Below are 23,084 nucleotides of genomic sequence, written 5' to 3'. Positions count from 1 at the left end.
AGTTCTTCTTCTCCGTTTCAGAGCGTCAGGCCCGTCGTTTCCTCCAGGCCGAGCATGATATTCATGTTCTGCACCGCAGCACCCGACGCACCCTTTCCGAGATTGTCGAACAGTGCGGTGACGATCGTCTGTTCCTCATGGCCGCAGACGATCAGTCGCAGGCTGTCGCGGCCTGCCATCGTATTTGCATAAATGACGTTTTCATCTCCGCCTGTCGGCGCGACCGTCACAAAATTCTGGTTTGCGTAGTGCTCTGCGAGCGTGTCGTGCACGATGTGCGCATCCACACCCGGCAGCATGACCGTCGTCGCCATACCCTTGTAGAAATCGCCTACGATGGGCACGAAAACCGGCGCGTGCATCAGACCGCAGACGTATTCCATCTCGGGCAGATGCTTGTGATGCAGATTGAGGCCGTAAATGCGCTCAGAGTCGTGACGGCTGTCGCGCTCGGCATCCTCATATTCCGCGATCATCTTTTTGCCGCCGCCCGAATAGCCGGTGAGCGACGAGCAGGTAAAAGCAAAGTCCTCCGGGACAACGCCGCGTGCAACGAGCGGATAAACAGAGGAAATGAAGCCGCTCGCGTGGCAGCCCGGGTTGGCAACGCGCTTGGAGCCGGCGATCGCGGCGCGGTGCGCCTTGGACAGCTCCGCAAAGCCGTAATCCCAGTCCGGGTCGGTGCGGTGTGCGGTCGATGCGTCGATCACACGGGTATGGTCGTTTTCGATCAGCGTGACGGCTTCCTTCGCTGCGGCATCCGGCAGGCACAGGAACACGATGTCCGCCGCATTCAGAAACTTTCGGCGCTCCTCGGTATCCTTGCGCTTGTCCTCGTCGATGAGCAGCAGCTCTACGTCGTCGCGTTTGCCGAGACGCTCGTAGATCTGAAGGCCGGTCGTGCCCTCCTTGCCGTCAATATAAATCTTCGGTTTGCTCATAATTACAACTCGTCCTCCACATCGGCAACGAATTTCTCGATCTTGTCGATCTGGCGGGTGACCTCCTGCGGAGCCGGGCCGCCGATGACCTTGCGCTCTGCAACACAGGTACGCAGGTCGAGTGCATCATAGACATCGTCACCGAACTTGTTGGAGATCGCCGCAAAGTCGCGCATGGTCATGGTCTCGAGGGTCTCGTCCGCCTTGATGCACTGGTTGACCAGACGGCCTACCGTCTTGTACGCATCGCGGAACGGAACACCCTTCTTGGTGAGGTAGTCCGCGCAGTCGGTCGCGTTGATGAAGCCGCGCGACGCCGCCTTGCGCATATTGTCGCGGCGCAGCGTCATGGTCGCGAACATCGGAGTAAATACCTCAAGGCACTGCTTGACCGTGTCGATCGCGCCGAAAACAGCCTCCTTGTCCTCCTGCATATCCTTGTTGTATGCAAGCGGCAGACCCTTCAGAACGGTCAGCATGGTGGTCAGCGCGCCGTAAACGCGGCCGGTCTTGCCGCGGATGAGCTCGCAGACGTCCGGGTTTTTCTTCTGCGGCATGATGGACGAGCCGGTGGAGTATGCGTCGTCAAGCTCAACGAACTTGAACTCCCACGAGCACCAGGAGATGATCTCCTCGGACAGACGCGACAGGTGCATCATCAGAATAGAGAGTGCAGAAAGCAGCTCAACACAGTAGTCGCGGTCGGAAACGCCGTCGAGCGAGTTGTCGGTCAGACGCGAAAAGCCGAGCTGCTCACGGACGAAGTCGCGGTCGATCGGATAGGTGGTGGAAGCGAGCGCGCCCGAGCCGAGCGGCATCTCGTCCATGCGCTCGTAACAGTCCTGGAGACGGGTGATGTCGCGCTTCAGCATATTGGCATATGCCATCATATAATGTGCGAACGTCGTCGGCTGCGCGCGCTGAAGATGTGTATAGCCCGGCATGACAGCGTCCAGATTCTCGCGGCTCTTCTTGGTGAGCGCCTTCATGAAGCCGAGGATCAGCTCGATGATCTTCTTGATCTCCTTCTTGACATACAGACGCATATCGAGCGCGACCTGATCGTTTCTCGAACGGCCTGTATGCAGACGCTTGCCGGTATCGCCGATGCGCTCGGTGAGCAGCTGCTCGACGTTCATATGAATGTCCTCGTAATCGAGCGAGAACTCTACGTTGCCTTCCTCGATATCCTTGAGGATGCCCTTGAGGCCCTCAACGATCTTCTCGGCCTCGTGCTCCTCGATGATGCCCTGTCTGCCCAGCATGGTCGCGTGCGCGATTGAGCCGGTGATGTCCTCCTTGTACAGACGGCAGTCAAACAGGATGGACGAGTTAAAGTCGTTTACTACAAGATCGGTCTCCTTCTGGAAACGTCCTGCCCATAATTTTGCCATAGTGCTGTTACCTCTCAAAACACCCGTAGGGCGGCACATTTCGGACATGCCGCCCTACGATCTTAAATTAACTTACTTATCAACGGACGGGAAGTGCTCGCCGGTCTTGGCGAACAGCATCTGATCGTTCAGCGCGCGTACCTTGAGCGGCAGGCCGAACAGATTGATGAAGCCTGCGGAGTCTGCCTGATCGTAGCAGTCATCCTCGTTGAAGGTAGCCATATCCTCGGAGTACAGGCTGTACGGAGAGGTTACGGAAGCCGGGATAATGTTGCCCTTGTACAGCTTCAGCTTTACGTCGCCGGTAACGGTCTCCTGCGTGGAGTCGACGAATGCGGACAGCGCCTTGCGCAGCGGCGTATACCACTGGCCGTTGTAGACCAGCTCGCCGAACTTGAGGCCGACCTGCGTCTTGTAGTGCGAGGTCTCCTTGTCGAGGGTGATCTCCTCGAGCTTTGCGTGTGCTGCGTACAGGATAGAGCCGCCCGGGGTCTCATAAACGCCGCGGCTCTTCATGCCGACCAGACGGTTCTCGACGATGTCGAGGATGCCGATGCCGTTCTCGCCGCCGAGCTTGTTCAGCTTCTCGATGAGGGCAACGGAGTCCAACTTCTCGCCGTCCACAGCGGTCGGAACGCCCTTCTCGAAGTGGATGGTAACATAGGTCGGCTTGTCCGGAGCCATTTCCGGGGAAACACCCAGTTCGAGGAAGCCCGGCTTGTTGATCGGAGCCTCGTTGGACGGAAGCTCAAGATCCAGACCCTCATGGCTCAGATGCCACAGGTTCTTATCCTTGGAGTAGTTGGTCTCCTTGTTGATCTTCAGCGGGATGTTGTGCGCCTCAGCGTACGCGATCTCCTTTTCGCGGCTGTTCAGCTCCCAGAAACGCCACGGAGCGATAATGTCCATCTGCGGTGCGAATGCATGGATCGCCAGCTCGAAACGAACCTGATCGTTGCCCTTGCCGGTGCAGCCGTGGCAGATCGCGTCTGCGCCTTCCTTGAGAGCAATATCTACGATGCGCTTTGCGATGATCGGGCGCGCGAAGGAAGTGCCGAGCAGGTACTGCTCATAGGTTGCGCCCGCCTTGACGGTCGGAATGATATAGTCATCAACAAATTCCTTGGTCAGATCCTCGATGTACAGCTTGGAAGCGCCGGTCTTGAGCGCCTTCTCCTCCAGACCGTCCAGCTCAGTACCCTGACCGACGTTGCCGGAAACCGCGATGACCTCGCAGCCGTAATGCTCCTTGAGCCACGGGATCAGTACCGAAGTATCCAGACCGCCGGAATATGCCAGAACAACTTTGTTATATTTCTTTTCCATATCGTTTGACCTCGCATTCATCGTTTTTTCGATGGTTTTATTATACTACCACATTTCCCGTTTGGCAAGAAAAATTTATAATTATTTTATGTAATGTATATTTATTCACTTTGTGCATTTCTGTTCCTCGTCTGCCCGCGCTGCTTCTCACCATTATTCCCATTATATTAAATAGGTATCTTTTCTGCTTTTCTTTTGTTTTTTGCACGGCGCCGATAGATTTTGTCCTATCATTTGTCCGCATAAAACAGGCATTCCTTCACAGTATCATTCGCTGCCCGCCTGTTTTCCTCGGGCCGTCAGAGCATGTCTGTACCTTTCTGATGCCCGTCTGTCTCCCCCGCTCCGCCGAAAATTTAACTCTCTCCAACGAAAGAAATGCTTGCACTTTTCCATAAAACGTACTATTATATGTTTAATACTGTGTGTCAAGACAGTGCACAGGCTATGAATTTACCGCGTGTCTTTTTCTCACGCAAAGGGGCGTTTATCGCAATGACCGAAAGAAATCTTACCATGCTGACCGACTTCTACGAGTTCACGATGGCAAATGGCTATTTTGAAAAGGGTATGGGCAACCGCCGCGCATACTTTGATATGTTCTTCCGCCGCGTTCCGGACGGCGGCGGCTATGCCATCATGGCCGGTGTCGAGCAGCTGATCTCCTACTTCAAAAATCTCCGCTTCACCGAGGAGGACATCGCATACCTCCGCCGCCGCAAATGCTTCTCCGAGGCGTTTCTCAACTATCTGCGCGACTTCAAGTTCGAATGCGACGTCTGGGCTGTCCCCGAGGGCACGCCGGTATTCCCGGGCGAGCCGCTCGTCACCGTTGCAGGCCCGATGATTCAGGCGCAGTTCGTTGAGACCATGGTTCTGCTGACCGTCAACCACCAGACGCTGATCGCCACCAAGGCGAACCGCATCACCCGCGCCGCGCAGGGCCGCACCGTGCTCGAGTTCGGCTCCCGCCGTGCACAGGGCTATGACGGCGCGATCTACGGTGCGCGCGCAACCTTCATCGGCGGCTGTCAGGGTACTGCCTGCGTTCTGGCCGACCGCGACCACGGCATCCCGGCCGGCGGCACGATGGCGCATTCCTGGGTGCAGATGTTCGACAGCGAGTACGAGGCCTTCAAGGCCTATGCCGAGATCTATCCGGACAACTGCGTATTCCTCGTCGATACCTATAATGTACTCAAATCCGGTGTTCCGAACGCCATCCGCGTGGCAAAGGAGCTTGCTGAAAAGGGCATCCGCGCCAAGGGCATCCGTCTGGACTCGGGCGATATCGCTTATCTCTCGGTCGAGGCGCGCAAGATGCTCAACGACGCAGGCTTCTCCGATATGCAGATCATGGCCTCCAACTCGCTCGATGAATATCTGGTACGCGACCTCATCGTACAGGGCGCGCAGATTGACTCGTTCGGCATCGGCGAGCGTCTGATCACCTCCAAGTCCGAGCCGGTATTCGGCGGCGTTTACAAGCTTGCAGCCGTTGAAAACGAGGACGGCGAGATCATTCCGAAGATCAAGGTCTCCGAAAATGTTGAGAAGATCACCACGCCGCACTTCAAGCAGGTCTACCGTCTGTTCGACAACAAGACCGGCAAGGCGCTGGGCGACGTTCTGACCATTCATGACGAGGTCATCGATCCGGCTCTCCCCTATGTTCTCTTCCACCCGATCCACACATGGAAGCAGCGCGTCGTTACCGACTACACCGTCCGTCCGCTGCGCCAGCAGATCTTCAAGAACGGTGAATGCATCTATCAGTCGCCCTCGATCACCGAGATCCGCGACTACTGCATGCGCGAGGTGGACACGCTCTGGGATCAGATCAAGCGCTTCGAGAATCCGCAGACCTACTTTGTCGACCTGTCCAAAAAGCTCTGGACCTGCAAGAACGAGCTGCTCGAATCCTGCCGCATCTGATTATATTCAAACGTACACATGACAGCGGACCTTCCACGGTCCGCTGTTTTTCTGTGCTCAAATACGCGAGCGCAAGATTTTATAAACCGCGCAGGCGGCCGCGCATTTTTTCTAGCTCCGCAGCCTGACGGATGGCAGTTTTCACCGGTTTTTCTTCCGTTTTTTCTGCACGAATTCGCAAGATTGTGCTGGAAAACCGCATTTTATCCTGCTATAATGTTCTCTGCAAGCAAGAGAATGCTGTTTCGCATTTCCTCAATGCTTCATTTTCGCAAACCAGAAGGGGTAAACACTATGAAGGCATTTTTATCATCTATCAGCCGCAACAAGCGTTTTGTTGTCGCTGAGCTGTTTCTCGTTTATTTCGCACACGGCCTCGGCTCGATCATGCTCGGCTCCGTCCTTCCCGATCTCCGCGCCGCCTACGGGCTCGACTACCAGCTCGGCGGAACACTGATCTCCTCCCAGTCTGTCGGCTATCTCGGCATCGGCCTGCTGTCCGGCATTCTCGCCGTAAAATGGGGACTCAAGCGGGCTTATCTCATTCTGTATTATCTGTTCGCTGTCGGCTTTGTCATGCTCCTGACCGGCGGCTCGCCGCTCTGGCTTCTGGCAGCCATGTTCCTGACCGGCATCTCCAAGGGCGGCATTACCGACTACAACAACCGCGTCATGAGCGAATACGCAAACGGCAGTGCAACGCCGCTCAATATGCTGCATGCTGCGTTTGCATTCGGCGCGTGCGTTGCGCCGCTCGCGGTACTCGCCTGCCAGAAGCTCGGCGGTGAAAACGGCTGGCGTCTGGCGCTCGAAATCGCAGTCGTTCTGCTCACCTTCGGCCTTGTGTTCGGCCTGTTTATGAAAATGGATGAGGAAAAGCCTGCGGAAAGCACGCAGAAATCCGCCACCGATTACGGATTTTTCCGCGAGCGTCTGTTCTGGCTGACCACCGCGCTCTGCTTTTTCTACGAAGCGGTCGAAGCATCCATGATGGGCTGGCTGACTACGTTCTACATCGACTCCGGCGTGCTTGCAGCGGGCGCGGCGCAGATCGTTACTTCGCTGCTCTGGATCTCGCTGCTTGTCGGCCGTTTCTCGTGCAGCGTGATCGCGGCAAGGTTCCGCCCGTGGCAGATGATCACCGTCATGTGCTTCGGCATCGCAGCCTTCCTCGTCCTGCTCGTCCTCGGCACCAGCCTTCCGGTACTGATCGTCGCTACCATCGGACTCGGCCTGTGTATGTCCGGCATGTATGGCACGACGGTCTCGAATGCCGGCGACCTGTTCTCGCGCTATCCGGCCTCGATGGGCATTTATGTTACGCTGAACGGTCTGGGCGCTGCGGCTGCCCCGGCAGCGATCGGCGTTGCCGCAAACCACGGCGGTATCCGCATCGGCTTTGCTCTGCTGCTCATCGCGGCGGCGATGCTCGTCGTTTCCGCTCTGTGCAACATGCGCTACCTGAAAAAACGCTAAAATCTCTCTCTTCTCGATCCCGGTGCAGAGCTGATCTGCATCGGGATTTTCGTTTCTCTCCGTTCATAAATTTCATTGTGGGTTGAACGAACCCATCCTGTGTGTTATAATAATTATCGACATATGTCGGAAACGGAGTGACAGCAATGGCAAGACCCTGCCGATGGCGGCGCATCTGCACCGTGCCGGAGTTCGACCGCTTTGTACCCGAAGGTATCCCTTCGCCGGGAAGCATCACGCTGACCGTGGATGAATACGAAGCCGTGCGGCTGATCGACCTGATGAAATGCACCCACGAGCAATGCGCCGCGCAGATGGATATTTCGCGGACAACAGTGACCGAAATCTACGAATCTGCGCGGACAAAGATTGCAGACAGCCTGATCGGCGGCAAGACGCTCGTGATCGCAGGCGGACGCTACCGCCTGTGCGACGGCACAGGACCGCTCTGCTGCCACCGCTGCCGCAGAAACGCGGCACAGTCCCCGCAGCAGATTACAGAAAAAGGAGAACATATCATGAGAATTGCAGTTACCTACGAGAACGGAACCATCTTTCAGCATTTCGGCCATACCGAGCAGTTCAAGCTGTACGATGTGGAGAACGGCGAGATCAGGCACAGCGAGGTAGTCGACACGAACGGCAGCGGCCACGGTGCCCTTGCAGGCTTCCTGACCGCGCATCAGGTCGACGCGCTGATCTGCGGCGGCATCGGCGGCGGCGCACAGACTGCGCTTGCGCAGGCGGGCATTCGACTGTACGGCGGTGTTTCGGGCAGCGCAGACGAAGCTGCGGCAGCGCTTGCAGCCGGTCAGCTGACCTTCAATCCGAACGTCCATTGCACCCATCACGAGCACGAACACGGCAGCGGCCATCACACCTGCGGCGAACACGGCTGCGGAAAGCACTAACGCAAAAGGCACTCTCAGATGAATGAGAGTGCCTTTTGCGTTTGTTTATATCATCTTTACCACACCGAGCACGCCGTGAGACGCGATCAGCATAATGATGCCCGCCGTGATGACGCCGCAGAAAATAGACAGCAGCGCGCGCGTTTTGGGCATTTTCAGCAGCGTTGCGATCAGCGCACCCGACCACGCGCCGGTTCCCGGAAGCGGAACAGCAACGAAGAGATACAGTCCGAGACGGGCGTATTTTGTGACCTCGCCGCTTTTGCTCAGCAGTTTTTTCTTGTACGCAGCAGCAAATTTACGCAGCGGCGGCAGGGTTTCTGCCCATTCCATCAGCTTTTCCCCGAACACGAGCAGCAGCGGAATGGGGAGCATATTGCCGAGGATGGCCAGAGGAAAAAGCGTCGTCCACGGGATTCCGGCGGCCGCGCCGAGCGGTACTGCGCCGCGCAGCTCTACGAGCGGCACCATGGAAATGATAAAAACGGCCGCCTCGCGCCCCGCGCCGAGCAGCCAGTCAAATAATGCAGAAAACAATCTTCTACTCCTTTTTCGAAATATTACTTTTATTTTACCCTTTGAGCGCAGAAAACGCAAGGGCGCTCCTATAAATTTTGTGTGAATTTTATCAACAGTTTGACGCATCGCCGTACTTCGGGTATACTGTGTATAGCAAGTCATATGCGGAGGTGAGAACGATGTCCGACCGGGGGAACGACGCCTGCTGGGCGTCATGCAATGTACTGCTCGTGCTGGGCATACTTGCCGACGGAGAACGCGCCGGGCACGAGATCATAACGATACTCGAGCGCCAGTGCGACCGCACCTTTGCCGGGCATGAGGGCGACCTGTACCCCCTGCTGCACCGGCTAGAGGAGCGCGGCGACATCCGCTCGCGCGAGCGCATGAACGGCGGCCGACCGCGCCGCTGGTACCGTCTCACCCGTCAGGGGACAAAGACGCTTGCGCGGTGCCGCCGCGAATGGGAGCATTACCGCCGCAAATGCAGCAGTCTGGCCGCAGGAGGTGAGACCTGTGCACGAAGATGAACGCCTTGCCGCTTTTCTCGACGAGGTCTGCGGTCCGCTGTTCTGGCCGCCCTACCGCCGCCGCGTGCGCCGCGAGCTGGCTGACCATATTCTCTCGCGTGCGGAGCTTCTCGAACGCAGCACCGGCTGCCCGCGCGGGCAGGCCATCGAACGTGCCATCAGCGCCATGGGAGACGCGCATTCGCTCGGACTGCTGCTCCGCCGCACCCGTTTTCCGCTCCGCGGCCTGTTTCTGACTCTGATGACCAGCCTCATCTGGGCCGCCATCGCAGCCTGCATCCTTTATCTGCTGCTGCATCTCGGTCTGCGCACGTAAAAATGTATCAAAAAGGCACCGCTTCACGAAAAATGAGGCGGTGCCTTTTTGAGATGCACGGTCTATCGAACTGGAACAGCGTTTATTTATCTTCTTTTGAAAAAACACCCCATAAAGAAAATGCAATGCCTGTTACCAATAAAATAATTCCTGTTATCAGCACAGGGAATAAACTCATATCAGATACTGTTTGCCAATATCTGCCCAATTCCGTATTCCACTCTGTTGTATTTTCCATATTCATGCTTGCCATCAAAGAAGTACATAGCACCATCAATGTTCCTGTAAGTTCAAATCCTGTTCCTGCAATTATTTTCTTCATACATAGACCTCCACAACTTTCGATCTGTTCGCTTTATCCCCCACGATTTTCATCTTTCAAAATCAGCTGCTTACAGCAGTGGCGCGAACAGGCGCAGCACGCTTGCGGCGATCGACCGCAGCCACGGAACGCGCCGCAGCCATGCGTCGTCAATTCGGCGGCTGACATTGATCGTTTCGAGGATATCCTGCTTGACCGACGCTACGACCGAGCTGTTGTAGAAGCAGGTCGCACACTCAAAGTGCAGGAAGAACGAGCGGAAATCCATATTGATCGTGCCGACCACCGCCGTATCGTCGTCCGAGACGATACTCTTCGCGTGCAGGAAGCCGGGGCGGTATTCATAGATTTTCACGCCTGCACGGTGCAGCTGCTGATAATACGACCGCGTGATCATATAGACCAGCTTTTTATCCGGGATGCCCGGCGTCAGGATGCGGACGTCAACACCCGACTGCGCCGCGATCGTCAGTGCCGTGATCATCTCGTTGTCGAGCACAAGATACGGCGTCGTGATGTAGACATACTTTCGCGCGTTGTGAATGATCTGAAGATAGGTGGACTCACCGATGTTGAGATCGTCGAGCGGCGAGTCGGCGAACGGCTGCACCCAGCCGTCCTGCGGCAGCTTGACCGTCGGCAGATAGTTTTCGAACGCGGTAATCTTCTCGCCCGTCACATACTCCCACATCTGAAGGAACAGCGAAGTCATGTTCGCCGTGCCATCACCGCGCAGCAGGATGCCGGTATCCTTCCAGTAGCCGAAGCGTACCTTTTCGTTGATATATTCATCGGCAAGGTTGATGCCGCCCATATACCCCACATTGCCGTCTATGATCATCATTTTGCGGTGATTTCGATAGTTCAGATAGGTATTGAGCGTCGGAATAAAGCGGTTGAAACGGACCGCACGGATGCCGAGCGACACGAGATAGCGGTCATAGTGCTGCGGCAGCGTCGCGATCGACCCGACATCATCGTAAATGATGCGGACATCCAAACCTTCCTTTGCCTTTCGCGCCAGAATATCGAGAATCGTGTTCCACATCCTGCCTTCTTCAATGATGAAGTATTCGAGAAAGATGAACCGCTCCGCCTTTTCCAGCTCCTCGCACATCGAAGCAAACATATCCTCGCCGGCGCGGAAGTAATGCGCCTCCGTGTTCGTCCAGGCCGGCATGCCGCACAGACTGTCGATATAGCGCGTGCGGGCCGCATGACGCGGATGCAGCTGCGAAAGCTCCTCCGTTGCAGGCTTGCGCATGTAATCGGTGAAATCCGGCGGATTTGGCTCATACTGATGCTGTGTGCGCGCGCGGTTGAAAGGCGTATTACCCCAGAACAGGTAAAACAGGCCGCCGAACAGCGGAAACAGCAGGATAATGATAATCCATGTAATCTTATAGGTCGGATTGTCGTACTTGCGGACGAGCCAGACCACGATGACAAAGCTGAGAATGGTGAGCGCCGGCGTGACCGACGGCCATCGCTCGCTCATCCAGCCCACGCCCCACATCACGGCGATCAGCTCCAAAATCAAAAACAATCCGCCAGCAACGCGCCGGTCACCAAGTATCCGGCCGAAAAATCTGCGCATAACGACTCCTTTCCCTGCGGGCATTTTTCTTTATATATCATGATACCGCAGCAGCGAAAAAAAGTCAATCGAACGCAGCCGGATGCGCAAAAAAGCTGCGCTGCCCTCTCGACTTTTGCGGTACAGCTGTGGTATGATGAAGGAGCTATAATAAAAAAACGGAGGGATAACCATGCCACATACCGCTGTTCCTGCGGCCGAGCTCGCCGCGCGTCTGGAAAACCTGCGCCGCGCGATGTCTGCCGCCCACCCCGACTGGGGAATGATCCTGCTCGACAGCAAGATCGACCTGTATTATTTTACCGGCACAATGCAGGAGGGCGCGCTCGTCATCACGCCCGATGAGGCGGCCCTTTTCGTGCGCCATTCCTATGAATGCGCCGTGCGCGACTCCAGCTTCGCCGACATCCGTCCGCTCGGCAGCTTCCGCGGCATTGCATCCGCCTTTCCTCATATCCCCGAAACGGTTTACGTCGCGACGCGGACGATAACGCTGCAAAAGCTCGCCATGCTCCAGAAGTATCTTCCTTTCGCTCCTGCCTCCATCGACAGTATTCTGGGCGGTCTGCGCACCGTCAAGAGCGCCTACGAGTTGGAGTGCATGAGGCACGCCGGCAAAATCCACGCAAAGGTTCTCGAAACCGTTGCACCGGCTCTCCTGCGCCCCGGCCTGAGCGAAGCTCGTCTGTGTTCTGAGATCTGCACCTCCATGCTCGACCACGGCGCGATGGGTATCTCCCGTTTCAATCAGCCGGCGGCCGAGGATGTGCTCGGCCTTGCAAGCTACAGTGAGAACGGCCTGATGCCAACGGCGCTCGACAGCCCCTCCGGCACGGTCGGCACCTGCATCGCCATGAAGTCCATCGGTTCGACCGAGCGCCTGCTTCGCGGAGGCGATACCGTGCTGCTCGACATTCCATGCGGCTGGCGCGGGTATCACACCGACAAGAGCATCACGTTCTATTTCGGCGACCTTGACGAAAATCCGAAGGCGGATCTGATCCGTGCCGCACACGAGCAGTGCATTGCACTCGAGAAGATGACCGCTGAGCTGCTGCGTCCGGGTGCGGTTCCGGCTGAGATTTACGAAAAGATCCTCGCCGCTGTTGACCCGGCATTCCGCGACGGCTTTATGAATTCCTGCAAATTTCTCGGTCATTCCATCGGTCTGACGATGGACGAGGCGCCGGTTCTTGCCAAGGGCTTTAACGATCCGGTCGTACCCGGCATGACGTTTGCGGTCGAGCCGAAAATCGCGCTCGAAGGCATTGGCCTCATCGGCACGGAAAACACCTATGAAGTTACGGAAGACAGCGCCGCAAAATCACTTACCGGAGACTGCGAGACCGGTCTCGAAATCAATTACTGATACAAATACAACAAGACGGCTGAGTTTTTATCCTCAGCCGTCTTTTACATCTCAGCCAATCTCGACTCTTCTGCTGCCCTTTTCCTCATACAGCCGATGCGAAATCGAAACAACAGTGCGTCCTCCTGCGGCGGAACGCAGCGCTGCAAGAACGCAGTGTTCGGTTTCCGCATCGAGATCCGCGGTGATTTCATCAAGAAGCAGTATTTTCGGATCAGCTGCTACCGCGCGGGCGATTGCTAGCAGCTGCCGCTGTCCCTGGGAAAAGTGAGCCTCCGAAAACATCGTTTTATAATTTTCAGGCAGTGCCATGATTGCCGCGTGCAGGCCCGTGAGCTTTGCCGCCTTCACCGCATCATCATACGTAATTTCCGGGTCAAACAGCGTAATCTGTTCCTCGATCGTACCGGGAGGCGCGTAAAAATGCTGCTCCACGCAGCCAAACAGATGCCGTTTCTCTGAATCCGGAATATCCGACGCCTCGCGTCCCATAATGCGCACGCTGCCCTTCTGCGGGCGGTACAGCCCCATCAGCAGCTTGAACAGCGTTGATTTTCCTGCTCCGGTTCGTCCTGTCAGCGTAACGTGCTCGCCCTCTCTTATATTCAGCGAAATATTCTCCAGGACCGGCGTATCCGCAGTATAAGCGAAATCCACCTCATTCACAGAAATACTCAAATCTGATTTTTCAGCAGCAGCGCTACCGGTATCTCTTTCCGAAAGAGCCAGAAAATCGTCGATTCGATGCACGCCTGCGACTGCTGACTGCACGGTCTGTATTTCCATGCCGATGCTTTCAAGTGGCGTAAATACCTGTGAAATATACGAGATCACAGCGACTGCTGTACCGGCGGACATGCCGAACAGATGACGAAGCGATGGATTTCCTGATGCTGAAAGAACAAAAACCAGCGCAGTTACCGCAGCACTCACGATCAGAATGACCGGAGAGTACACCGAATCATAAAAATTTGTACGTTCTGTTGCCTGATAGCCCTCCTCGATTGCTTCATCATAACGTTTCCGCATAAATCCTTCGCGACCAAGAAGATGCACTGTGCGGATACAGTGCAGTGTTTCGGGCAGGAAGCCGGAAACGCTCGCAGCCGCAGCCCGGCTGTCCATCTGCGCACGAAGCATTCGCTTCTGAATCACCCTCGTGAAAATGTACAACGCCGGTATAAGTGCAATAATCATCCATGCGAGACCGGGCGCTTTTATAAAAACGATCGCTAATATGCTGATAATCTTACCGAAATCTGCTGTCATGCCAATGATGCCGCCGGTAAACAGATTTTCCACGGTGTCGACATCACCAACAAACCGTGATACGATTTCGCCGGGTGTCTGCTGCACAAAACATCCCGTATCCAGTCGGGACAGTTTTCCGCAGAGCTCGTGACGCAGACTGCGCGTGATACGCTGTCCAAACACGGAGAGAAGGCTTTCTCTTGCTGACTCAGCAAGTCCTGCCATTAAAATAATGCCGAAATATGCTGAAACGAGCATAATTCCCAGGCGTTTTCCTTCCGTGAGCGTGTTTACGATGCGTTCGAGCACAAGCGGCGGGATGAGCGCCGTCACGATGGCGCCGGCGACCGCAGCGACCGTTCCGATGCTTAAAACTGCGTTTTTTAGCGCGGAGGAGAGGATAATCCGAACCGTACTGACGTTTTTATGCACTTTCCTGTCCTCCCTGCTGCAGCTTATAGAGCTCGGCGTACTCCGGACAGCCGGCCATCAGCTCCGCGTGTGTCGAGGTGCGCACGGCACCGTTCTGCATCCACAGCACACCATCAAGCTCCGGAAATACATATAAACGATGCGAAATCAGCAAAACTGCGGAGTCTTTCGCTGTTTTTTTAAGCTCATCAAACACCTCACGTTCGGTCTTGCGATCGAGCGCAGAAAACGGATCATCCAGAATCAGTAGCGGCTTCAGATTTACGAGCTGCCGCGCGAGCGCGAGCCTCTGCTGCTGTCCGCCGGACAGGCGCACGCCGCCTGCGCCGATGCGTGTTTCCGGCGTCACTTCCCGTTCGAGCTGTACAGCCCGCAGCAGTGCCTTCACATCTCCTGTGCCGCCGAGCAGGATATTGTTTTCGACCGTATCGCTCAGAAGCTCCGTGTCGTGCCCCAGATAGCCGATATATGCGCATCGTTCTGTTTCATCGAGGGACGCAAGCTCGCGGCCGTCAAACCGGATAGAGCCCTCATACGGATTTTCGCACAAAAACGCCTTTCCGAGCATGCTTTTTCCACACGCTACCGGTCCCGTTATTCCGATTATCTGTCCCGGTCTAATCTCGAAATTCGCATTTTCCAGCACACCCGGTACAGAGAGACCGGTCGCCTTCACGCAGCATGGTACTTTTTGCGGCAGATCCTGTTCCTCCGGCGGTGTGCAGAGGAAGTCTTTGATGCGTCCCCATGACACCTGCGCCTGCTGCACGGCATTGAACAGCTTGGCTGCCTTGGAGGATTTTACCGACAGCTTCGCGAAGCAGGCAATAAATGTCGTGAACGCCGCAATGTCCCACGCACCGCTTTGTACGCGGGCGCCGCCGAGATACAGGATGAACAGAACGCCTGTCATGGAAAGCGCATTATACAGCGGCGGCAGCGCGGACACCCATATATTGGCCCTCACCGCACACCTCTCATAATCCGCAAGATGTACATCATAATCCGCGTTTCGCTGCTCGTCGCAGCCGAAGATACGATATGTCAATGCGCCTGCCGCGCGGTCGAGCGTCGCCGCATTCAGCCGCTCTGCGCTCGAACGAAACGCCGCATTGGTGCGCTGTACAATGGTTTTCATACGCTCTGCGGCAAAATATGCAAGCGGCGGGAACAGCAGACTCAGCAATGCGATTTTCACATCATACCAGAGCAGCAGACCGATGTAGCACACGAGCACAACGCCCGTATCGAATATCTCCGTCGTGAATTTACGCATGCCCTCCGCGCAGGCATCGACATCTGAAATCGCCTTGGTCAGCACCGCGCCGCTTCCTTCCCTGTCCAGTTCTTTTTTCGAGCGGTGCACAAGATCTGCATAGAGCATATGCTTCATGCGCCGGTTGATGTCATTTGCGAACCGGCGGACATACAGTCGTTTGATGCAGCGCACGCCCTGCACGGCTGCAATGGTCGCAAGATACGCGAGCGCGAGCAGCGCCATGCATTCCGCTGTCTGCGTTCCGTTCAGCACATCGAGCAGCGTGCCGACGAGCCGGCCCTCGAACAGCGGCCCTGCCAGCAGACCTGCATTATACAGCAGGCCGGAAACTGTAACGACCGCAAGCGTGCTCTTCTCCTGCGCGAAATACCAGGTGATCCTCTGCGGATCGCGGCGGTCATTCATCCTCCCCCGCCCCCGTCTCCAGCCGTGCGCTGACCTCTGGAAAGCCTGCGCGCGCCTCCTTTTTCGAGCGCAGATACAGATCGTTCAGAACGCGGCAGAAGCTGTCACGGTCGCTTTCAGACAGTTCATCGAGCAGCCACTCATAAAACGTCTGCTCAATGGCCGCCTTGGAATTTCGCAGGCCTTCGGCCTTTTCCGTTGCGTACAGCAGCTGACTGCGGTGATCGTTCGGATTTTCCCGGCGCACAAGGTATCCCTTTGCTTCCAGACTTGCTGCGCGCCGCGCCGCTGCGCCTTTGTCGATTTTGAGTGCATCGCGTATCTGCGTCTGCGTGATGCCGGGGTGATGACGCACGAGATGGATAAAATCGAACTCGGCCGTCCCGATCCCCTCCGCCTTCATCTCCCTGACGGTAAACTTGGTCACCTCCCGGGCGATTTTTGTGATCTGTCTGCGGCTCTGATCCACCGTTAGCGCTCCTTCCTGTTATAGTTGTAGTATCAACTATTTAGATGATAGTACATCCATATCGGTTTGTCAAGAAAAAAATCCCCGGAAGCCGAAGCCTCCGGGGTGATTTTCAAATCGAGAAATTCAACGTATTTTTTTCATTGCTGACCAGTTCCTCGAGTGTTACCGAGTCGACATATTGGTTGATCACATCGTACAGTCCGCGCCAGAAATCGAGCGTGATACACTCATTTGCTCGCGCACAGTCGATCGGTTCATGCTCCAGACAGGCAACCGGAGCGAGAGAGCCTTCCGTGATGCGCAGAATATCGCCCACCGTATACTCGGACGGGTGACGCGCCAGCTGATAGCCGCCCTGTGCGCCGCGCGTCGAGGTCACAAAGCCCGCACGCGAAAGCTGTACGACGATCTGCTCCAGATATTTTGCCGAAATCTCCTGTCGTCTGGAAATATCGCGAAGCGGTATATAGCCGCCGGCATCGTGCTGTGCAAGATCGATCATCAGTCGAAGCGCATATCTTCCTTTGGTTGAAATCTTCATAATCTATCCGGCGCACCTCTGTTTTTTCGGTTCGGGTGCGCCCCATCCTTTCTTTCTGTGTCGGCTTTACTCCCCTGCCGGCACCTTTACCACTAATATACCACAGGTTTACTATGTTTTCAACCCCCTGTGTTTTCCATTTTAATAATTTGCAGAAAATATTTGTTTATACCTGCATCCTGTATGCTCATGGCTGAAGATTTTGAATAATTCCGTGCAGATGCTCGTCCGCCTGCTCAACCTCCCATTTCAGCTCAGTCGCAGACATACGCTCCGCGCCGTGTCCCAGAATGATCATCTGCTCCATGCCGTCCGAGGTAGCGACGCGCACGCGATGCCTGCGCGACAGATCGTAGGACGCCTGCTCGATATACATATCCGCCGTCTCGGCCTCCCTGGTGTAGACGATATGGATGCCGTGGCGTTTTTCGACCGAGCCTGTGCCGCCCTTGACCTTGTAGGCATCGAACACGAGGATCAGGTGGCACCTGCGCACACCCTGGTAGTTGCTCATGATATTCACAAGCCGCTCGCGTGCCGCGTTTACGTCCTCCGCCGCGATGGCCTTCAGCTCGTCCCACGCAAAAATGATGTTGTATCCGTCGACGAGCAGATAATCGTCCTGCCGGATGCGTGTCACATAGAGCTGTTCGAGCGTCTCCGCCTTTTTCCGGCTTTGCTGCAGTGCTTCAAAGCCGCGATCCCGAACCGGTCCGTAGGTGCGCTCGAACAGCGCCCGAAGCTCGCTGTCATTTTCAAATCCCGATGAACGTACACCGCTGTGCGGCACAGATGCCGGCTCCGCCTCCTCTTCCGGCTGCGCAAGCACACGGCTCGTGTCCAGATGAGCGTGTGCGCGGACCTCGTCCCAGTGCACGACATAGCCTGCGCCGTGTGAACAGAATACCGAGTCCGCCGTATTTTCCGTGTCTCGCTCGGCATCGTAGCCAATGGCCGTCACGACCGCCTCCGTGTTGTGACAGACCTCATATCCGCCCGGCGTGCACGAAAGTCTGCCGCGTCCCTTGGTGTAGGAGGCGACCTCAGTCCAGTAGTTTCGCATAGATGCAACGGGTGCCTTGCCGGTCAGCACCGACCCTCCGTGCAGCGGCTGCGGCGACTCAAATGTGCCGTTCATGCGCTGAATATCGCTCATTGCACGGCCGACGCATTCGTCCGGCAGCTCGAGTGTGAAATCGTAATATGGCTCGAGCAGAATGCTCTGCGCCTGCATCAGACCGTTGCGCACAGCACGGTAGGTCGCTTCACGGAAATCGCCGCCTTCGGTATGCTTGACGTGGGCGCGTCCGGCGATGAGTGTGATGTGCACATCGGTCAGCGGCGCGCCGGTCAGCACACCGAGATGCGCCTTCTCCGCGAGGTGCGTCAGAATAAGCCGCTGCCAGTTGAGGTCGAGTTCATCGGTCGAGCAGGCCGTTGCAAGCGTGATGCCGCTCCCCCGCTCGCCCGGCTCCATGAGCAGATGCACCTCGGCGTAATGCCGCAGCGGTTCGAAATGGCCGATGCCGATGACCGGCTCCGCGATGGTCTCCCGGTAGACGATGCTGCCCTCGTCAAAGGTCACGCGCACACCGAAGCGCGACTCGATCAGCTCGGTCAATATCTCGAGCTGCACCTCACCCATCAGCTGCAGGTGGATCTCACCCAGCTGTTCGTTCCAGACGACACGCAGCAGCGGGTCCTCTTCCTCGAGCTGCCGCAGGCTGCGGAGCATGGTGTGCGCATCACAGCCGTCCGGCAGACCGACGCGGTAGCTGAGCACAGGCTCCAGCACAGGCGGCAGTGCACCTGCCGCTGCCCCCAGCCCCATGCCCGGCGCGGTATGCGTCAGGCCGGTCGCCGCGACCACCATGCCCGGTTCAGCACGCTCCACAGCGGTAAATTTTTCGCCCGAATAGACGCGCAGCTGATTGACCTTTTCCTGCCAGCCGCCGTTCTCTCCGCCCGAAAGCTGTGCGCGGACCGCAAGCGAGCCGCCGGTGATCTTCATGTAGGTCAGGCGGTTCCCCTGCGCGTCGCGCGCGACCTTGAATACACGCGCGCCGAAGTCCGCCTGCGGCTCGGGCTGCACGGTGCGGCGGTCGAGCGCGTCGAGCAGCGCGTCCACGCCGTCCAGCCTGAGCGCCGAACCGAAAAAGCACGGAAAGACCTTGCGCTCACGGATGAGACGCACAACATCCTCGTCTGCGACCGTTCCCTGTTCGAAATACCTTTCGAGCAGCGTCTCATCGCAGACTGCCAGCTCCTCGTGCAGCGTACTCTCATCGCCGAAGTCGACCACGCCCGAGGAAAGTCGCGTTTTCAGCTCACGCAGCAGCAGAACGCGCTCTGCGCCGTCCAGATCCATCTTGTTGACGAACAGGAACGTCGGAATGCCGTGTCGCGCGAGCAGCCGCCAGAGCGTCTCCGTGTGCGCTTGCACGCCGTCCGTGCCGCTGATGACGAGCACCGCGTAATCGAGCACCTGAAGCGTGCGCTCCATTTCTGCGGAGAAATCTACATGTCCCGGCGTGTCGAGCAGCGTTACCTCCGTGTGCGGCAGAGAAAACTCCGCCTGCTTGGAGAAGATCGTGATGCCGCGCTCCCGCTCGAGCGCAAAGGTGTCGAGAAATGCGTCCCGGTGATCGACCCGCCCCATTTTTTTGAGCGCACCCGCGCGGAAGAGCATCGCCTCAGAGAGCGTTGTCTTTCCGGCATCGACGTGCGCGGTTATGCCTATACAGATATGTTTCATAGTCGTTTTCGCTTTCTGTTCCGAACTGTGCCTGTCAGAGGACAGCTCGCAGGGTATCACTGATATTATCGCAGGTTTTCCGGGATACTGCAAGCCGTCTGCACTATTCTTTCGCGTTATATCGTCATAAACAACAGATATTTGACATAAAGTTTGTGCAGGTTTACAATAATCATATCAGCAAAGGGGCTGAAACCACCGACTATGGGGTTTCTATGCCCTTTTCTTTTGTCATTCAATTCTTTATCAGGAGCGATATATATGCAGTACACTATTTCCCATCGCATGTCCGGCGTGCACGGCTCTGCAATCCGCGAGCTGTTCAAGCTCGGCGCAGACCCCAGCATGATCTCGTTTGGCGGCGGCAATCCGTCCGCGGAGACCTTTCCTGTTCCCGAGATCGCGGAGATCATGGCCGACGTCATGAAGAACGCGCCGGTCTCCGTGCTTCAGTACGGCCTGTCTGAAGGCTATACGCCGCTGCGCGATACCATGAAGGAATACCTTGCACGCACGCAGGGCTTTGATTTCGAGAAAAACGAGCTGTTCATCGTCTCCGGCGGTCAGCAGTGCGCCGACCTCACGACCAAGGTGCTCGTCAACGAGGGCGACGTCATCCTGACCGAGGATCCGGCATTTGTCGGCTGTCTGAATACCTTCCGTTCCTACGGCGCGAAGCTCGTCGGCGTGCCGATGCAGCAGGACGGCATGGACATCGACGCACTCGAGGCCGCGCTGAAGGCGAACCCGAACGCAAAGCTGCTCTATACCATTCCGTCCTTCCAGAACCCCTCCGGCATCACGACCACGCTCGAAAAGCGCAAAAAGGTCTATGAGCTTGCCTGCAGGTACGACATCGCCATCCTCGAGGACAATCCCTACGGCGAGCTGCGCTTCTCGGGCGAAGATGTCCCGACCATCAAGTCGATGGACACCGAGGGCCGCGTCCTGTATGCCGGCAGCTTCTCCAAGGTCATGGCCCCGGCATTCCGCCTCGGCTTCCTCGTTTTCGACAAGTCGCTGACCATGCCGCTGACCATCGCCAAGCAGACCACCGATGTGCACTCCAACGTCCTGTTCCAGTATGTGTGCAACGAGTACATGACAAAATATGATTTCGCGTCGCATCTCGAAAAGTCGCGCAGCGTCTACCGCGAAAAGTGCAGACTGATGCTCGACACCATGCGCCGCACGTTCCACCCGTCCGTCACCTTCCCGCAGCCGGAGGGCGGTCTGTTCGTCATGGCATTTCTGCCCGAGGGCATGGACGCGCAGCCGTTTGTCCGCGAGGCCATCAAGCGCGGCGTGCTGTGCGTACCGGGTTCGGCATTCCTCGCAGATGAAAAGCAGATTTCGAACGCCTTCCGTCTGAACTATTCCACCCCGAGCGATGAACAGATCGTAAAGGGCATCGAAATTCTCGGCAGACTGACGCATGAATGGGTAAAGGAGCACTAAATCATGAAAGTTATGGCATTTAACGCCCGTCCGGACGAACGCGCGTTTTTCGATCACTTCGGTCAGTCTCTGAACATGGACCTCGAGCTTCAGCCGGGCACGCTGACAGTCGACAACGCCGGCCTGACGCGCGGCTTCGACGGCATTTCCTGCACCTGCGATCTTCCGGCGCCGGTTCTGGAGAAGCTCGCAGAAAACGGTGTACGCTACGCCGCGCTGCGCACCATCGGTTACGACAACGTAGATCTTGAGGCGGCAAAGCGTCTGGGCATCCGCGTGTCGCACGCAGGCTATTCGCCCTACTCGGTCGCGAACTACACGGTCATGCTCATGCTGATGTGCATCCGCAAGGCGGTCTATATCATGTTCCGCTCGCACACGGCGGACAACTCGCTCGGCGCGGCCGGCTCGGCGCGCGGAATGGAGATGCAGAACCTCACCGTCGGCGTCATCGGCACCGGCCGCATCGGCAAGGCCGTCATCCAGAACCTCTCCGGCTTCGGCTGCCATATCGTCGCGCACGATCCGTATCCGTCCGAGGAAATGAAGAAAATGGGTGTGGAATACGTTTCGCTCGACTCGCTCTATGCACAGTCCGACATCGTTACGCTGCATACCTTTCTGAACGACGAGACGTTCCATATGATCAACGCCGAGTCCATCAGAAAGATGAAGCCCGGCGTTGTTATCATCAACTGCGCGCGCGGCGCACTCATTGACACCCGCGCTCTGATCGAGGGAATCGAATCCGGCCGCATCGGCTCGGTCGGCGTGGACTGCTTCGAGGGCGAGGATGACGTCATCCGCGTGGATCACAGCTACAACAGCCATGTCACCAACCACGACTATATCATTCTCAAATCCTTCCAGAACACCATCGTCACGCCGCACGTTGCGTTTTTCACCGACCAGGCAGTGTTCGACATGGTACAGTGCTCGCTCGAAAGCCTGCACCAGTTTGATGCAGGCGAGAACGTGCCGCTTGAGGTGCACGCTTAACCGATTTCGGAAAAATACCGGCGCAGAAACGCGCGGAAGGCACGCATGGAATGCGTTTCAAAGCGACTGAGCTGCTGCACATAGATGTAGCGCCGGCATTCGGCGTCGCGGATGTGCAGCAGATGCACACTGCCCTCCTCGCACAGCTGTCTCCACTCTCCGGCCGCGGCAAGCGCGATACCCATGCCGCAGGACAGCAGGCGGCTTTGGAGCGCCAGACTGTCGCACTCGATCGCCGCGTGCATGGCGATGCCTGCGGAGCGGAAAATATGCTCGGAAACCTGCTGAAAGGACTCCGAACCGCTTAGCGCGATAAACGGGTCATCCGCAAGCTCGGTCAGCGAGACCGCGCCGCAGTCCGCAAAGCGATGCCCGTCCGGGACCGCGATGCAGATTTCCTCGTCGAACAGCACCTCGGCGCCCGCCGGGACCTCGTCCCGGGAGACGGCGCTGTCGAGCAGCAGGTCGCTGCCCTCGGGCGTGCTGCCGATGCGGAAATCCGCGTTGCCGTACTCGGCCGCGAAGCCGGCCAGAATGTCGCTCAGTCGCTCGACGCAGGACAGTGCGCAGATGCACAGACCGCCGGCGCGGTGCAGGCTCTCCTCGATCTCGCGCCGCGCGTCCAGCTCCGCATTCAGAATGGCTCGGGCGTACCGCAGCAGGATATCTCCCTGTTCGGTGCGTCTGAGTCCTTTTCCCGTCCGTTCGAACAGCTCCGCACCCAGCTCGCTCTCCAGATTTCGTATCGTCTTGGATACTGCCGGCTGCGCCATGCTGAGGCTCTGTGCGGCGCGCGTCATATTTTCGGTCTTTGCGACCGCTGCAAACTGCCGAAGCTGGTAAATTTCCACGCATT

At 57.0% G+C, this 23,084-nt stretch carries 21 protein-coding genes; 8 read left to right on the top strand and 13 right to left on the bottom strand.

Features of this window, described 5'->3' with window-relative positions; genetic code table 11:
• Positions 1-17: 17 nt before the first annotated feature.
• The 3 genes from argC to H8S02_RS05175 all read right to left on the bottom strand — a co-directional run bounded on the left by argC (position 18) and on the right by H8S02_RS05175 (position 3,661).
• On the bottom strand, positions 18-941 hold the full coding sequence (gene argC / locus H8S02_RS05185; protein ID WP_186969617.1) for an N-acetyl-gamma-glutamyl-phosphate reductase: 924 nt from the start codon (positions 939-941) through the stop codon (positions 18-20).
• Between the two features lie 2 nt (positions 942-943).
• The gene (argH, locus tag H8S02_RS05180; protein ID WP_186969616.1) at positions 944-2,335 is read right to left on the bottom strand and encodes an argininosuccinate lyase; all 1,392 of its coding nucleotides are present in this window, start codon (positions 2,333-2,335) and stop codon (positions 944-946) included.
• A 72-nt stretch (positions 2,336-2,407) separates the two neighbouring features.
• On the bottom strand, positions 2,408-3,661 hold the full coding sequence (locus H8S02_RS05175) for an argininosuccinate synthase (RefSeq protein WP_118722324.1): 1,254 nt from the start codon (positions 3,659-3,661) through the stop codon (positions 2,408-2,410).
• A 495-nt stretch (positions 3,662-4,156) separates the two neighbouring features.
• Between H8S02_RS05175 and H8S02_RS05165 the strand changes: the two genes are divergently transcribed.
• The gene (locus H8S02_RS05165) at positions 4,157-5,596 is read left to right on the top strand and encodes a nicotinate phosphoribosyltransferase (RefSeq protein ID WP_118722322.1); all 1,440 of its coding nucleotides are present in this window, start codon (positions 4,157-4,159) and stop codon (positions 5,594-5,596) included.
• A gap of 79 nt (positions 5,597-5,675) precedes the next feature.
• Here the strand turns inward: H8S02_RS05165 and H8S02_RS12680 are convergent, their stop codons facing one another.
• Positions 5,676-5,798: a hypothetical protein gene (locus H8S02_RS12680; RefSeq protein ID WP_279287268.1), complete on the bottom strand. Its 123-nt coding sequence runs from the start codon at positions 5,796-5,798 to the stop codon at positions 5,676-5,678.
• Positions 5,799-5,890: 92 nt separating this feature from the next.
• Between H8S02_RS12680 and H8S02_RS05160 the strand changes: the two genes are divergently transcribed.
• Positions 5,891-7,072: an MFS transporter gene (locus H8S02_RS05160; RefSeq protein WP_186969614.1), complete on the top strand. Its 1,182-nt coding sequence runs from the start codon at positions 5,891-5,893 to the stop codon at positions 7,070-7,072.
• 146 nt (positions 7,073-7,218) lie between these two features.
• Positions 7,219-7,983, top strand: coding sequence for a DUF134 domain-containing protein (locus tag H8S02_RS05155; RefSeq protein WP_186969613.1), 765 nt, complete (start codon positions 7,219-7,221; stop codon positions 7,981-7,983).
• Positions 7,984-8,028: 45 nt separating this feature from the next.
• On the opposite strand, the gene H8S02_RS05150 is transcribed toward H8S02_RS05155, so the two are convergent.
• Positions 8,029-8,520 (bottom strand): COG2426 family protein, encoded by a 492-nt coding sequence (locus H8S02_RS05150; protein WP_243166419.1) that lies wholly within the window; start codon positions 8,518-8,520, stop codon positions 8,029-8,031.
• A gap of 161 nt (positions 8,521-8,681) precedes the next feature.
• On the opposite strand from H8S02_RS05150, the gene H8S02_RS05145 reads away from it, so the two are divergent.
• Together H8S02_RS05145 and H8S02_RS05140 are read left to right on the top strand one after the other, a co-directional pair.
• The gene (locus tag H8S02_RS05145; RefSeq protein WP_186969611.1) at positions 8,682-9,032 is read left to right on the top strand and encodes a PadR family transcriptional regulator; all 351 of its coding nucleotides are present in this window, start codon (positions 8,682-8,684) and stop codon (positions 9,030-9,032) included.
• Positions 9,019-9,348, top strand: coding sequence for a hypothetical protein (locus H8S02_RS05140; protein WP_186969610.1), 330 nt, complete (start codon positions 9,019-9,021; stop codon positions 9,346-9,348). Before H8S02_RS05145 ends, H8S02_RS05140 begins: the two co-directional genes overlap by 14 nt.
• 82 nt (positions 9,349-9,430) lie before the next feature.
• On the opposite strand, the gene H8S02_RS05135 is transcribed toward H8S02_RS05140, so the two are convergent.
• The gene (locus tag H8S02_RS05135) at positions 9,431-9,670 is read right to left on the bottom strand and encodes a hypothetical protein (RefSeq protein ID WP_186969609.1); all 240 of its coding nucleotides are present in this window, start codon (positions 9,668-9,670) and stop codon (positions 9,431-9,433) included.
• A gap of 70 nt (positions 9,671-9,740) precedes the next feature.
• Positions 9,741-11,267 (bottom strand): cardiolipin synthase, encoded by a 1,527-nt coding sequence (gene cls, locus H8S02_RS05130; protein WP_186969608.1) that lies wholly within the window; start codon positions 11,265-11,267, stop codon positions 9,741-9,743.
• A gap of 172 nt (positions 11,268-11,439) precedes the next feature.
• On the opposite strand from cls, the gene H8S02_RS05125 reads away from it, so the two are divergent.
• Entirely contained in the window at positions 11,440-12,636 is a 1,197-nt protein-coding gene (locus H8S02_RS05125; RefSeq protein WP_186969607.1) for a M24 family metallopeptidase, read from the top strand.
• 51 nt (positions 12,637-12,687) lie between these two features.
• Here the strand turns inward: H8S02_RS05125 and H8S02_RS05120 are convergent, their stop codons facing one another.
• The 5 genes from H8S02_RS05120 to H8S02_RS05100 form a co-directional block, all read right to left on the bottom strand.
• On the bottom strand, positions 12,688-14,319 hold the full coding sequence (locus H8S02_RS05120) for an ABC transporter ATP-binding protein (protein ID WP_186969606.1): 1,632 nt from the start codon (positions 14,317-14,319) through the stop codon (positions 12,688-12,690).
• On the bottom strand, positions 14,312-16,003 hold the full coding sequence (locus H8S02_RS05115) for an ABC transporter ATP-binding protein (protein WP_186969605.1): 1,692 nt from the start codon (positions 16,001-16,003) through the stop codon (positions 14,312-14,314). The genes H8S02_RS05120 and H8S02_RS05115 overlap by 8 nt, the downstream gene beginning before the upstream one ends.
• Positions 15,996-16,472, bottom strand: a complete 477-nt coding sequence (locus H8S02_RS05110; RefSeq protein WP_186969604.1) for a MarR family winged helix-turn-helix transcriptional regulator — start codon at positions 16,470-16,472, stop codon at positions 15,996-15,998. Before H8S02_RS05110 ends, H8S02_RS05115 begins: the two co-directional genes overlap by 8 nt.
• Before the next feature lie 112 nt (positions 16,473-16,584).
• The gene (locus tag H8S02_RS05105; protein ID WP_186969603.1) at positions 16,585-17,016 is read right to left on the bottom strand and encodes an RrF2 family transcriptional regulator; all 432 of its coding nucleotides are present in this window, start codon (positions 17,014-17,016) and stop codon (positions 16,585-16,587) included.
• A 187-nt stretch (positions 17,017-17,203) separates the two neighbouring features.
• The gene (locus tag H8S02_RS05100; protein ID WP_186969602.1) at positions 17,204-19,771 is read right to left on the bottom strand and encodes a translation factor GTPase family protein; all 2,568 of its coding nucleotides are present in this window, start codon (positions 19,769-19,771) and stop codon (positions 17,204-17,206) included.
• Positions 19,772-20,032: 261 nt separating this feature from the next.
• On the opposite strand from H8S02_RS05100, the gene H8S02_RS05095 reads away from it, so the two are divergent.
• Positions 20,033-21,229: an aminotransferase-like domain-containing protein gene (locus H8S02_RS05095; protein WP_186969601.1), complete on the top strand. Its 1,197-nt coding sequence runs from the start codon at positions 20,033-20,035 to the stop codon at positions 21,227-21,229.
• Between the two features lie 3 nt (positions 21,230-21,232).
• On the top strand, positions 21,233-22,228 hold the full coding sequence (locus H8S02_RS05090; RefSeq protein ID WP_118684574.1) for a D-isomer specific 2-hydroxyacid dehydrogenase family protein: 996 nt from the start codon (positions 21,233-21,235) through the stop codon (positions 22,226-22,228).
• On the opposite strand, the gene H8S02_RS05085 is transcribed toward H8S02_RS05090, so the two are convergent.
• Positions 22,225-23,079 (bottom strand): LysR family transcriptional regulator, encoded by an 855-nt coding sequence (locus tag H8S02_RS05085; protein ID WP_186969600.1) that lies wholly within the window; start codon positions 23,077-23,079, stop codon positions 22,225-22,227. The two genes, H8S02_RS05090 and H8S02_RS05085, sit on opposite strands and share 4 nt — an antisense overlap.
• Positions 23,080-23,084: the final 5 nt, after the last annotated feature.

The sequence above is a fragment of the Agathobaculum hominis genome, assembly GCF_014288055.1.
GTDB classification, from domain to species: Bacteria; Bacillota; Clostridia; order Oscillospirales; family Butyricicoccaceae; genus Agathobaculum; species Agathobaculum hominis.
Note: the sequence above shows the minus strand (reverse complement) of the source record. Positions and strands in the feature narration are given on the sequence as shown.

What these genes read in the sequence shown, in the direction of transcription:
- H8S02_RS05095 (WP_186969601.1), top strand. Translation starts at nt 20,033, where the DNA reads ATGCAGTACACTATTTCCCATCGCATGTCCGGCGTGCACGGCTCTGCA.
- H8S02_RS05135 (WP_186969609.1), bottom strand. Translation starts at nt 9,670, where the DNA reads ATGAAGAAAATAATTGCAGGAACAGGATTTGAACTTACAGGAACATTG.
- H8S02_RS05125 (WP_186969607.1), top strand. Translation starts at nt 11,440, where the DNA reads ATGCCACATACCGCTGTTCCTGCGGCCGAGCTCGCCGCGCGTCTGGAA.
- argH (WP_186969616.1), bottom strand. Translation starts at nt 2,335, where the DNA reads ATGGCAAAATTATGGGCAGGACGTTTCCAGAAGGAGACCGATCTTGTA.
- H8S02_RS05090 (WP_118684574.1), top strand. Translation starts at nt 21,233, where the DNA reads ATGAAAGTTATGGCATTTAACGCCCGTCCGGACGAACGCGCGTTTTTC.
- H8S02_RS05100 (WP_186969602.1), bottom strand. Translation starts at nt 19,771, where the DNA reads ATGAAACATATCTGTATAGGCATAACCGCGCACGTCGATGCCGGAAAG.
- H8S02_RS05175 (WP_118722324.1), bottom strand. Translation starts at nt 3,661, where the DNA reads ATGGAAAAGAAATATAACAAAGTTGTTCTGGCATATTCCGGCGGTCTG.
- H8S02_RS05165 (WP_118722322.1), top strand. Translation starts at nt 4,157, where the DNA reads ATGACCGAAAGAAATCTTACCATGCTGACCGACTTCTACGAGTTCACG.
- H8S02_RS05115 (WP_186969605.1), bottom strand. Translation starts at nt 16,003, where the DNA reads ATGAATGACCGCCGCGATCCGCAGAGGATCACCTGGTATTTCGCGCAG.
- H8S02_RS12680 (WP_279287268.1), bottom strand. Translation starts at nt 5,798, where the DNA reads ATGCGGTTTTCCAGCACAATCTTGCGAATTCGTGCAGAAAAAACGGAA.
- H8S02_RS05145 (WP_186969611.1), top strand. Translation starts at nt 8,682, where the DNA reads ATGTCCGACCGGGGGAACGACGCCTGCTGGGCGTCATGCAATGTACTG.
- argC (WP_186969617.1), bottom strand. Translation starts at nt 941, where the DNA reads ATGAGCAAACCGAAGATTTATATTGACGGCAAGGAGGGCACGACCGGC.
- cls (WP_186969608.1), bottom strand. Translation starts at nt 11,267, where the DNA reads ATGCGCAGATTTTTCGGCCGGATACTTGGTGACCGGCGCGTTGCTGGC.
- H8S02_RS05160 (WP_186969614.1), top strand. Translation starts at nt 5,891, where the DNA reads ATGAAGGCATTTTTATCATCTATCAGCCGCAACAAGCGTTTTGTTGTC.
- H8S02_RS05105 (WP_186969603.1), bottom strand. Translation starts at nt 17,016, where the DNA reads ATGAAGATTTCAACCAAAGGAAGATATGCGCTTCGACTGATGATCGAT.
- H8S02_RS05155 (WP_186969613.1), top strand. Translation starts at nt 7,219, where the DNA reads ATGGCAAGACCCTGCCGATGGCGGCGCATCTGCACCGTGCCGGAGTTC.